The organism is Corallococcus sp. NCSPR001, assembly GCF_017309135.1.
Lineage (GTDB): Bacteria > Myxococcota > Myxococcia > Myxococcales > Myxococcaceae > Corallococcus.
In genome coordinates, this window is record NZ_JAFIMS010000002.1 from 221,246 (window position 1) to 233,172 (window position 11,927).

The following is an 11,927-nucleotide window of genomic DNA, read 5'->3' on the forward strand; positions in this document are numbered from 1 at the left end:
TCAGGCACTCTACGCCCAGGAGGGCCGCCCATTGCACGCGGCCTTCACCGGACGGCGTTCCGCGGCGGGATTTTCCCGTTTCAGGGCAGCACGGTCACCGTGTCACCGGTCAGGCGCACCTTGACGGTGACCTCGTTGGGCAGCGTGCCGGACTCGTCCACGATGTGGTTCTCGTCCACGCCCACGCGCACGGTGTACTCGCCGTCCGGGGTGTCGGTGACGTCCAGCCACTGGCAGGGCAGGTCCGCGGTGTAGACATCCGACCAGCCGGGCGAGATGCCCTGCCCCGGGTCGTACCAGCTGTACGGTTCCCCGTCCGCGCAGTACTGGGTGAAGTCGAGCATGAAGAAGCCCTGCTTGCGTCCCACCGACGTGACCTGACCCGCCGCGTCCTTCAGGTCGTAGCCGGCGAAGTTCGTCAGGTGGTGGTGCTCGTGGCACTCGTCGTAGACGTAGAGCTCCGGCCGCTCCTCCGGTGAAGGCACCACCAGCGGGCCCGTGCCCATGTTCATGATGGAGGTGGTGAAGCGCAGGAGGCGCCGCTCGCCGCCCGCGGGCACGCAGCCCTCGCGCACCTCGCAGGAGTCCGCCGTGAAGGTGCGCCGGTCGATGTAGAGCGAGCGGGCGATGGCGTCCCGGTCCACGGTGAGGTCTGGCTTGCCGTTCACGGGGTCCACCTGGAGGCCGCACGTCCGCGTGGGCGCCAGCGCGGGCGCGGGCTCCTGTGAGTCCGGCACCGCTCCGCCGCCAAACACCATCACCCGGCCCAGGGCGGACTCGCCGTCGCCTCCCGAGGGTGTGCCCGCGGGCGTGCCGCTGAGTCCCGGGGACACGCCCACCACCAGGTCGTCGTAGCCGTCCCCGTCCAGATCGCCTGCGGAGACCATGCCCAGATAGTCGGTGCCCATCGACGTCCGGGGGTCGAGCCGGTTGGCGCGAGGCCACGCCCACACCGGCTCCAGCGGACCGGACACGTTCGCGGTGGGGCGGAAGAGGTACGCACGGCCGATGGCGCCGATGGCGAAGTCGTGGCCCGTGCCACCCTCCACCATGGAGCCCACGGGGACGACGGTCTTGCTGAAGGTGAGGAAGGCCTGTCCCAGGAGGGGGAAGGCCGCGTCGTCCATGGGCTGCCAGGTGACTTGCGGCGCGTAGCCCGGGCCGGCGGCTTCGGACAGGTGCAGGCGCTGGCTGCCGTCCAGGAGCAGGAGCGCCTCCGAGCGGCCGTCTCCGTTCAGGTCGGGCAGCGCGGCGAAGGACTCGGCCTGGCCCGTCCACACGGGCTGCGCTGTGAGGGGCCCTTCACAGACGTGAGTGCTGCCCGCCTTGCACCCGAGGAAAAGCTCCACCGTGAAGTCATCGTGGGTCACGGCCAGGTCCTGGACCCCGTCCCCGTCCGCGTCGCCCGCGGGGTTGGGGACGCCGGTCAGCTTGCGCACGGCGGTGAAGGCCCCCTCCGGTGCTCCCGGCGTCGCCCGGTACACGGTGAGTTCCCCGTCGAGCGTGGAGACCGCGAGTTCGTCCTTCCCGTCCCCGTCCAGGTCCAGCAGCCGCGCGCCGGTGAAGCGCAGGGCGGTGGAGTCCGGCGCGCGGAACACCGGCTGCGCCAGCACCTGGGACAGGTCCGGCCCGCCCTTGAAGACGCTGACGCCGAAGGAGGTGGCGACGAGCACGTCCGCGTACGCGTCCCCGTCGATGTCGCCCGTGCTCACCGTCATCTTGTAGCTGGAGGCGAGGGGGCTGGGGTGCACCCACGTCAGCGTCGTGATGACGGGCGTCTTCGAGAAGTCGCGCGCCTCGCCCGCGTACACCATCACGCGGCCCGGGTCCCGCTGGAAGCTCGCGCAGGGCGCGGACGTCACCAGCAGGTCCTTGCGCCCATCGCCGTTGACGTCGCCCAGCGCCACGGTGCGGCCGAAGCATTCGCGGGGGTTCGCGCCGTCACCGGTCACCTGCCAGCGCGGCGTTTCGGAGAGGGTGGGGCCCGCGTCCGGCGTGCCGGCATCAGGTGGGGGCTTCGGATCATCCTTGCAGCCTGTCAGCGCCAGAAGCCCCACCACCGCGCAAGACCGCGCGAATCGCATCCGCATCGTGTCGTTCTCCCCGGAATGAACCGGCCGGCCTTGCACCGGCCCCATCTCCAGGAGCCCCTTCACGGTGAAACGATGCGCGCGGTCCGCCCTATCGCTTCAGGGCAGCACGGTCACGGTGTCCCCCTTCAGGCGCACCTTGACGGTGGCCTCGTTGGGGAGCGCGTCCAGCTCATCGATGATGTGGTTCTCATCCACGCCCACGCGCACGGTGTAGTCGCCGTCCGGGGTGTCCGTGACGTCCAGCCACTGGCAGGCGGTGTCCGCCGTGTAGACGTCCGACCAGCCCGGCGAGATGCCCGTGCGCGGGTCGTACCAGGAGAACGGCGTGCCGTCCGCGCAGTACTGGGTGAAGTCCACCATGTAGAAGCCCTGCTTGCGCCCCACGGACAGGGAGTTGCCGGCGGCGTCCTTCAGGTCGTAGCCGGCGAAGTTCACCAGGTGGTCGTGCTGGTGGCACTCGTCGTAGACGAAGAGGTCCGGGCGCTCCTGCGGGGAGGGCACCACCGCCGGCGCGGTGCCCAGGTTCACGATGGAGGTGGTGAAGCGCAGGAGGCGCCGCTCGCCGCCCGCGGGCACGCACCCTTCACGCACCTCGCAGGAGTCCTCCGCGAAGGCGCGCCGCTCGATGTAGAGCGAGCGGGCGATGACGTCCCGGTCCACCGTGAGGTCCGGCTTGCCGTTCACCGGATCCACCTGGAGGCCGCACGTCTTCGTGGGCATCAGCGCGGGCGCTGGCTCCTCCGAGTCCGGCACCGCGCCGCCGCCGTACACCCGCACCCGGCCCGGGGCGCGTGTGCCGTCGTTCTCCTGCGAGAGGCCCACCACCAGGTCGTCGAACCCATCCCCGTCCAGGTCGCCGGGGCTGGCCACGCTGGGGAGGGTGAAGCCCAGCATCGTCTGGGGCAGGAGGCGGTTGGCGCGCGGCCACGACCACACCGGCTCCAGCGGACCGGACACGTCGTGCGTGGGGCGGAAGAGGTACACCCGCCCCAGCGAGGCGAGCACGAAGTCGTGGCCCGTGCCGCCCTCCGCCATGGCGCCCACCGTGGCGCTCTGGGCGGCCACGCTGGGGAAGGTGGGGTCGTCCATCAACGTCCACACGGGCGTGGCGGAGTAGCCCTGCACGGAGGCGTCGGACAGGTGCAGGCGCACGCTGCCCCGGAGCCCCGCGAGCACCTCCGGGCGTCCGTCCCCGTTCAGGTCCGGAATCCCTCTCATGCTCTCCGCCGTGCCCTTCCACACGGGCTGCGTGGTGAGCGGTCCATCACAGACACGCGTGCTGTCCGCCTTGCAGCCCAGGAAGAGGCCCTGGCTGTTCTCCGCGTCGTACAGGGGGATGAGCAGGTCCTGGGCGCCGTCCCCGTCCGTGTCTCCCGCGGGCTGCGCGTAGCCGGACAGCACGCGGACGTTGGTGAAGGGGCCCTCCTTCCCGCCGGGCGTCGCGCGGTAGACGGTGGTGCTCCCGGTGAAGGTGGAGACGACGAGGTCGTCCAGCCCGTCCCCATCCACGTCCAGCAGCCGCGCGATGCCGAAGCGCGTGGTCGGGGAGTCCGGCACGCGGAACAGCGGCTGGGCGAACACCTGGGACAGGTCCGGTCCGCCCTTGTAGACGCTGACGCCGTAGTAGCTCTTCACCACCACGTCCGCGTACGCGTCCCCGTCGACGTCGCCCGTGCCCACCGTCATCTGGTAGCCCGACGTGCGCGGGCTGGGATGCACCCATGACAGCCTGGAGGTGACGGGCGTCCTGGAGAAGTAGGACGCCTCGCCGGGGTACACCATCACGCGGCCGGGGTTGGTGGGGCCGCTGGTGCACGGCGGAGAAATCACCACCAGGTCCTGGCGGCCATCGCCGTCGAGGTCGCCCAGCGCCACGCCGCGGCCGAAGCACTCCTTCGGTTCGAGCCCATCCCCTTCGACCTCCCAGCGAGGCGTCTCCGAGAGGGTGGGCCCGGCGGTGCCGGCGTCGTCCTGGGAGCCCGCGTCCGGGACTCCCGCGTCGGGCCGGGGCGTCGGGTCATCCTTGCAGCCCACCGACAGGGACAGCATCACGGCGCAGGTCAGCGCTCCACGGATCCGCATGTTCACTCCTGGGCAGGACGCACGCACGGGTCCGGCGCGTCCGGCGTCCGGCATGAAGGGATGCGCAGGATAGAGCGGCGCGCTGCGTTCACTGAAAGGCCCTTGCCGGTTGAACGGTACTTCCGGTGGATGCCCGACGGCGCATCGCCTCCGGGACGGAGAGCAGGCGGGCAGGCGGATGTGGCAGGCCCCCGCCGCCGTCCCCAGATTCGCGCGGATGCACGCGTCCCGAGCGCGTGCCCGAGCCATGGCCGACACCGCCGCCGACACCGCCCTGGACTCCCACGCCGCTCCGGCGTCCGAGCGGTTCAGCCGCTCGCAGAAGGCCTTCACGCTGGCGGGAGCGCTGCTGGGGCTGCTGCTGGCGGCGTTGGACCAGACCATCGTGGCCACGGCGGGGCCCACCATCCAGGCGGACCTCCACATCGCGCCGGAGCACTACCCGTGGCTCACCACCGCGTACCTGGTGGCCTCCACGATGATGGTGCCCGTGTGGGGCAAGCTGTCCGACCTGCTGGGCCGCCGCGCGGTGCTGGTGGCGGGCATCGCCGTGTTCCTCACCGGCAGCTTCCTGTGCGGCGCGGCCCGCTCCACGCTCGTGCTCATCCTCTGCCGCGCGGTGCAGGGGCTGGGCAGCGCGGCGCTCTTCACCGCTTCGCTGGCGGTGGTGGCGGACCTGTTCCCGCCGCGCGACCGGGGCAAGTACCAGGGCCTGTTCGGCGCGGTGTTCGGCCTGTCCAGCGTCATTGGCCCGCTGGCCGGCGGCTTCATCACCGACTCGCTGGGCTGGCACTGGGTGTTCTTCATCAACCTGCCGGTGGGCGCGTTGGCGCTGGCGCTCATCTTCCTGCGCATGCCGCCGCTCAAGCCGGAGGGCGTGCACGGCGGGAGGCTGGACGTGGTGGGGGCGCTGGCGCTGGCGGTGGCCGTGGTGCCGCTGCTGCTCGCGCTCAGCCTGGGCCATGGCGCGGCGTCTCCCCAGGCGGGCGGGTTCGCGTGGGGCTCCGCGCCCATCCTTGGATTGTTCGCGCTGTCGGCGCTGGGGCTGGGGCTCTTCGTGTGGCGGGAGCGCCGGGCGAAGGAGCCGCTGCTGGAGCCGTCGCTGTTCCGCGTGCGCGCGTTCTCCGCGGGCAACGCGGCGGTGTTCATCATTGGCGCGGTGTTCCTGGCGTCCGTCACCTTCCTGCCGCTGTTCATGGTGAACGTGGTGGGGCTGTCCGCGACGCACTCCGGGCTGACGCTGACGCCGCTGACCCTGGGGGTGGTGGCGGGCAACGTGCTGTCCGGGCAACTGGTGTCCCGGATGGGCCGCTACAAGGCGCTGATGGTGGGGGCGCTCTTGTTCCTCATGGGCGGCTTCGCGGTGATGGCCTTCACGCTGACGCCCGACTCCAGCCAGGCCGAGGTCACGGTGAAGATGGTGCTGGTGGGCCTGGGCCTGGGCCCGTCCATCCCGCTCTACACCGTGGCCGTGCAGAACTCCGTGCCGCCCCAGCGCATTGGCGTGGCCACGTCCGCGACGACGTTCTTCCGGCAGCTGGGCATGACGGTGGGCGTGGCGCTGCTGGGCACCGTGTTCGCGGGCACGCTGGGCCGGGAGATGCACGCGCGCACGCAGCAGGCCACGCGCGGACTGCCTCCGGACGTGCGTCAGGAGCTGCACGCGTCCGCGCCCGCGGGCCTGGGCGGAGAGGAAGGCGCGCCGCAGGGGCAGCGCTTCCAGCCGGAGCAGGTGAAGGCGAAGCTGCGCGAGGGCTTCGCCGAGGAGCGGCGTCAGGCCCTGCGAGAAGGGCCCGAGGCCCGCGCCCGCGTGGACGCGGACGAGGCCCGCGCGCTGTCCACCGTGGACCGCATGGAGCGCGCGCTGAAGGAGTCCTTCACCCGCGCGACGATGGCGGTGTACCGCTTCGCCATCTTCGTCGCGCTGGCGGCCCTGCTCGTCACGCTGCTCCTGCCGGAGCTGCCGCTGCGCCAGGGCGGTCCGCGCAAGGCCCCGGCGGAGGCTTGAGCCATGGGCCTACTTCTTCGCCGGCGGCGGGTCGTCCGACTCCGGCGCGGTGGGACGCGTAAGCGTGCCCGGCGACTCCGCCAGCGCGTAAGCCATCCACGTCACCGCGGCGGTGCTGCGCGCCAGGTCCTGCGGGTCCACCTTGTCCAGCGTGTCCGCCATGGAGTGGTGCACGTCGAAGTAGCGGCTGCTGTCCACGCGCACGCCCACGAAGGGCACGTGCGCGGGCTCCATGGGGCTCAGGTCCGCGCCCGTCGCGTGCCCCACCAGGAACTTCGCCGCGCCCAGGCCTTCCAAAGGCGCCAGCCACGGCCACAAGAGCGTCTCACCGCCCGGGCCCGCGTGCAGGCTCACGCCCAGGGGCCGCCCGCCGCCCGCGTCCATCTCAATCGCGGCCACGTGCTTCGGCAGCTCCTTCGCGTGCGCCTGCGCGTACGCGCGTCCGCCGCGCAGCCCGTTCTCCTCGTTCATGAACAGCACCACGCGCACCGTGCGCCGGGGCGCCTGGGGAAGCTTCGCGATGAGCCGCGCGGCCTCCATCACCATCACCACGCCCGCGCCGTCGTCGTGCGCGCCCGTGCCCACGTCCCACGAGTCCAGGTGCGCGCCCAGGAGCACCACCTCGTCCGGCTTCTCGCGGCCCCGCACCTCCGCCACCACGTTGGACGAGTCCGCGTCCGGCAGCTCCGAGCACCCCAGCACCAGCCGCACCTTCACCGCCCCGCCCTGGAGCATCCGGTGCAGCGTGAGCGCGTCCTCCACCGACACCGCCGCCGCGGGCAGGCGCGGGCCGCCTTCATCGAAGCGCGTGGACCCCGTGTGCGGTGAGCGCAGCGACGCCGTGGCCAGCGAGCGCACCAGCGCGGCCACCGCGCCCTGCTTCGCCGCCGCCGCCGGACCCCGGCCTCGCAGCCCCGCGAAGCGGCCGTAGTCCGCCGCCTCCGACATGGTGTGGTTGAAGAACACGATGCGGCCCTTCACCTTGTCCCCCAGCGCCGCCAGCTCCTCCAGGGAGTCCACCTCCACCACCTCCGCCGTGATGCCCTCCGGCGGCGTGGGGGCGCTGCCGCCCAGGGCCAGGAGCGCCAGGGGCAGGCCGCGCGTGCGCCCGGAGGCGAGGATTTCGCCGTGCTCCTCGCCCCGCACCCAGCGTGGCACCTTCACCGGCTCCTTCCACGCCTTCACCCCGTCCGCCTGGAAGGAGCGCAGGGCCCATTGCACCGCGGCCTCCGCGGACTCGGAGCCGGACAGGCGCGGCCCGATGCCGTCCGTCAGCTCCGCCAGCCGCGCGTACGCATGGCCCTCCGCGAGCGCGGGCCCCATCAGCTTCGCCGCCGTGGCCTGCTGCGCGGCGCTCAGCTTCGTCACGGCCGGGGGCGTGGCCTTCACCGACGAGGTGGCCGGGGACTTCGGCGCGGGCTCCTGGGAGGGCGCGGTCGCCGTGTTCTGGGGGGAAGGCGATGCCGAGGTGAGCAGTTGCAGGGCCAGCGAGACGGGCAGGACGAAGGCGGACGTGGACACTCGAATCCTCGAGGGGACCTGATGAGTGATGAGGGGCGGGGTGGAAGTCCCAGGGGCCACCGCGCGCCGAGAGGGGGAACGCGGCGCGCGGGGCTCAACTGGGACGTCACGCACCGGTTCCGCGGTTGGGGAACGCGAGGTCCGGTACATACGCCATCTTCCAAGAAGAAGAGGACGTGCGCGCATTCTTTAAAGAAATTCCTGGCAGCGTCAAGGCGGGAAGTGAGCATTGCGACCCGCGGGTGATGTGAGTGTTCACGACTCTCCGCTACGCGGGACGTTCCATGGCGCGCAGGGGCCCTGGTGACCCGTGACGTCTTCCAGATTCTGGAGGCCCTGGACACGCCGCCGCGCGCGGTATTCCCCAGGCCGGGCCGGGCTGACGCCCTGGCTGCCCTGCGTCAAGGCGATGGGACGCAGGGGAATGACTCCTTCGGAAATCCCCGTTGCCCACCCCGGAGGACCCGGGCGACAGTGCCATGGCTGAAGGTCGTCCCCCCCGACCCGCGGTCCCCCCGCTCATGAGCGCGCCCCCTTCCGAAACGGAACAGGCCCTGAGGGCCGAGGTCGAACGTCTGCGATTCCGCCTGCGCGCCGCGGGGCTGGATGACGGCGTTGGCACGGCGCCCGGGGCCGCGGCCTCCCCTGGCGGGAACGCCGACGCGCGCGTGAAGCAGGAGCAGCTGCGGCTGGCCCAGGAGGCGGGCGGCATTGGCGTGTTCACGCTGGACATCGCCACCAACCAGCTGACGGTGACGCCGGAGTTCTGCCGGCTGTACGGCGTGCCGGTCTCGGAGACGCTGCCCGCGCCGGTCATCGAGGCGCTCGCGCTGGAGGAGGACCGGCGCCACGTGTCCAACGCGCGCACGCGGGAAACGGGCCAGGTCACGCAGTCGGTGGAGTACCGCATCCGCCGTCATGACACCGGGGCCTTGCGGTGGATCCACCGGCGCGCGTCGCTGGTGTACGACGCGGCCGGCAAGCCGGTGCAACTGGTGGGCGTCACCCAGGACGTCACCGAGCGCCGCCAGACCGACGATGCCCTGCGCGAGGCGAACGAGCGCGTGCAGTTGGCGCTCAACGCCGAGGCAATGATTGGCACCTGGGTGTGGGATGTGCCCGGCAACCGCGTCGTCGCGGATGAGCGCTTCGCGCATTCCTTCTCATTGGACCCCGTGCAGGCGCGTGAGGGGCTGCCCATCGCCCAGTTCGTGGCCTCCATCCACCCGGAGGACCGGCCCGGGGTGGAGACGGCCATCGCCCGCGCGCTGGCGACGGGGGGGGCGTACCGCGCCGAGTACCGCGTGCTCCACGCCGACGGCGCGAACCGGTGGGTGGAGGCCAGCGGCCACTGCCACCTGTCCGCGCGGGGCGCGCCGCTGCGCTTTCCCGGCGTGCTGGTGGACATCGACGCGCGCAAGCGGGCGGAGCTGCGGCAGACGGCGCTGCTGGAGATGGCGGACCGGCTGCGCGAGGCCTCGTCCGCGGACTCCGCCGCGCAGCTGGCCATGGAGGTGGTGGGGCGGCTGCTGGGCGTGCCGCGCGCGGGCTACGGCACGGTGGACGCGGCGCACGCGCTGGTGCTGATGCACCCGAACTGGGTGGCCTCGCCGGACGTGGCGCGGGTGGAGGGCGTGCACCGCTTCCACGACTACGGCGTGTTCCTGGAAGACCTCTTGAAGGGCGAGGTGGTGGCCATCCCGGACGTGCGGGAGGACCCGCGCACGGCGCCCCAGGCGGACGCGCTGGAGCAGGTGGGCATCCGGGCGCTGTTCAACATCCCGCTGCTGGAGCACGGCCGGTTCGTGGCGGTGCTCTTCCTGCACGACGTGCAGCCGCGCCCGTGGACGGACGAGGAGCTCGAGCTGTGCCGCGACGTGGCCGACCGCGTGTGGGCGGCGCTGTCCCGGCTCAAGGCGCTGTCGGACCTGAAGCAGGCCAACGAGACGCTGGAGCAGCGCGTGGCGCAGCGCACGCGGGAGCGGGACCGCGTGTGGAACGTGTCCCAGGACCTGCTGGTGGTGGGCAGCCTGTCGGAGGGGAAGTTCCTCAGCGTCAACCCGGCCTGGACGCGGATGCTGGGGTGGACGGAGGAGGAGCTGCTGGGCCGCACGTCGGAGTGGCTGGAGCGCCCGGACGACTACGCTCGGTCGCGCGCCGAGGTGCGCCGCCTGGAGGGAGGCAATCCCACGCTGAACTTCGAGAGCGCCTACCGCTGCAAGCACGGCGGCTACCGGCGCATCTCCTGGACGGCGGTGCCGGTGCCGGAGGACGGCGTGCTGTACGCCGCCGGGCGTGACGTCACCGAGCAGAGGCAGACGGAGGAGCAGCTCCGTCAGGCGCAGAAGATGGAGGCGGTGGGCAAGCTCACGGGCGGCGTGGCGCACGACTTCAACAACCTGCTCCAGGTGGTGGGCGGGAATCTCCAGTTGCTCCAGCGCGACGTGGCGGGCAACGAGCGGGGCTTGAACCGGGTGCGCTCGGCGCTGAGCGCGGTGGAGCGCGGGGCCCGGCTGTCCGGGCAGTTGCTGGCGTTCTCGCGGCGGCAGCCGCTGGAGCCGCGCTCGCTGAGCCTGGGCCGGCTGGTGCGGGGGATGGACGACCTGCTGCGCCGCGCGCTGGGCGAGGACGTGGAGCTGGAGACGGTCATCGGCGGCGGGCTGTGGAACACGCTGGCGGACCCGCACCAGCTGGAGAACGTCATCCTCAACCTGGCCATCAACGCGCGCGACGCGATGGGGGGCGCCGGGAAGCTGACGCTGGAGTTGAGCAACGCGGCGCTGGACGACCACTACGCGCAGGCGCACCCGGAGGTGATGGCCGGGGCGTACGTGCTGCTGGCGGTGTCGGACACGGGTGGGGGCATGACGCCGGAGGTGATGGAGCGCGCGTTCGAGCCCTTCTTCACCACGAAGCCGGAGGGCCGGGGCACGGGCCTGGGGCTGAGCATGGTGTACGGCTTCGTGAAGCAGTCCGGCGGGCACGTGAAGCTCTACAGCGAGCTGGGGCACGGCACGACGGTGAAGGTGTACCTGCCGCGCGCCTTCCAGCCGGAGGCGCCGGTGACGGAGGTGGCGACGGGGCCGGTGGAGGGCGGGAAGGAGACCATCCTCGCGGTGGAGGACGACGCGGAGGTCCGCGCGACGGTGGTGGAGATGCTGACGGAGCTGGGCTACCGCGTGCTGCGCGCGGTGGACGGCCAGAGCGCGCTGTCCATCCTGAAGAGCGGCGTGGCGGTGGACCTGCTGTTCACGGACGTGGTGATGCCGGGGCCGGTGCGCAGCCCGGAGCTGGCGCGGCAGGCGAAGGCGCTGCAGCCGGACATCGAGGTGCTCTTCACGTCCGGCTACACGGAGAACGCCATCGTGCACGGCGGCCGGTTGGACCCGGGCGTGCACCTTTTGTCCAAGCCGTACCGGCGCGAGGACCTGGCGCGCAAGGTGCGGGCGCTGCTGGACCAGCGGCAGCAACGGATGGCGACGCCGAAGCTCCAGTGGCCGGAGGCGCCGCGCACCGGGGAGACGCCGGCGGCGCAGGAGGCCGCGAGGCGGATGCACGTGCTGCTGGTGGAGGACGACGAGGACATCCGCGCGTCCGCCAGCGAGCTGCTGGGGCTGCTGGGCCACGCGGTGATGTCTGTGGCGAGCGCGGAGGAGGCGCGGGTGGCGCTGGCGGCGGAGCGGTTCGACGTGCTCTTCACGGACATCACGCTGCCGGGTATGTCCGGCGTGGACCTGGCGCGCGAGGTGGCGCTGCGCAAGCCCGCGATGCGCATCATCATCGCATCCGGCCACGGCCGCGCGGCGCTGGAGGGGGACCCGCAGCAGTGGTTGGGTGTGGTGGTGCTGCCCAAGCCCTACGCCTTGCCGCAGATCCAGCGGGCCCTGGCCCAGGTGGCCGCGACAGCCCGCTGAGGGGGGGCAGCCGCGCTGGCGCTCCAGGAAGGCCCGCATGCCTTCCGTGTTGCGGCGCTCGTGGTCGTCCAGGGACGGCAGGGACTCGCGGACCTCCGCGAGCATCGCCTCCGCGGTGGTCAGGTCCTCAGGGGAGACCTTGTGCGCCCACTGCCTCGATGAAGGTACGTCAAGCCGGGTCGTGCAGGGTGGGGTCCTTGAAAGCTTGTTTCACCTTCCGCGACATGGCTCTCGACTCCCGGTCCAGCTGTCGATGGCGACAGGCCAGAAAACATTCGCGGCACAGTAGGCCCGGGCCCCGGGCCAGGG

5 protein-coding genes are annotated in these 11,927 nt (G+C 72.1%); 2 read left to right on the forward strand and 3 right to left on the reverse strand.

Annotation, left to right across the window (positions count from 1 at the left end):
- Positions 1-80: 80 nt before the first annotated feature.
- Positions 81-2,090 (reverse strand): lysyl oxidase family protein, encoded by a 2,010-nt coding sequence (locus tag JYJ93_RS02780; RefSeq protein WP_206786365.1) that lies wholly within the window; start codon positions 2,088-2,090, stop codon positions 81-83.
- Between the two features lie 99 nt (positions 2,091-2,189).
- Positions 2,190-4,175 (reverse strand): lysyl oxidase family protein, encoded by a 1,986-nt coding sequence (locus JYJ93_RS02785; RefSeq protein WP_206786366.1) that lies wholly within the window; start codon positions 4,173-4,175, stop codon positions 2,190-2,192.
- 217 nt (positions 4,176-4,392) lie between these two features.
- On the opposite strand from JYJ93_RS02785, the gene JYJ93_RS02790 reads away from it, so the two are divergent.
- Positions 4,393-6,183, forward strand: a complete 1,791-nt coding sequence (locus JYJ93_RS02790) for an MDR family MFS transporter (protein ID WP_206786368.1) — start codon at positions 4,393-4,395, stop codon at positions 6,181-6,183.
- Positions 6,184-6,192: 9 nt separating this feature from the next.
- On the opposite strand, the gene JYJ93_RS02795 is transcribed toward JYJ93_RS02790, so the two are convergent.
- Positions 6,193-7,704: a M20/M25/M40 family metallo-hydrolase gene (locus JYJ93_RS02795; RefSeq protein ID WP_206786370.1), complete on the reverse strand. Its 1,512-nt coding sequence runs from the start codon at positions 7,702-7,704 to the stop codon at positions 6,193-6,195.
- Positions 7,705-8,225: 521 nt separating this feature from the next.
- On the opposite strand from JYJ93_RS02795, the gene JYJ93_RS02800 reads away from it, so the two are divergent.
- Positions 8,226-11,618 (forward strand): PAS domain-containing protein, encoded by a 3,393-nt coding sequence (locus tag JYJ93_RS02800; protein ID WP_206786372.1) that lies wholly within the window; start codon positions 8,226-8,228, stop codon positions 11,616-11,618.
- Positions 11,619-11,927: the final 309 nt, after the last annotated feature.

Bases quoted from the DNA above. Each gene is read 5' to 3' on its own strand.
- JYJ93_RS02780 (WP_206786365.1), bottom strand. From the start codon at position 2,090: ATGCGGATGCGATTCGCGCGGTCTTGCGCGGTGGTGGGGCTTCTGGCG.
- JYJ93_RS02790 (WP_206786368.1), top strand. From the start codon at position 4,393: ATGCACGCGTCCCGAGCGCGTGCCCGAGCCATGGCCGACACCGCCGCC.
- JYJ93_RS02785 (WP_206786366.1), bottom strand. From the start codon at position 4,175: ATGCGGATCCGTGGAGCGCTGACCTGCGCCGTGATGCTGTCCCTGTCG.
- JYJ93_RS02800 (WP_206786372.1), top strand. From the start codon at position 8,226: ATGAGCGCGCCCCCTTCCGAAACGGAACAGGCCCTGAGGGCCGAGGTC.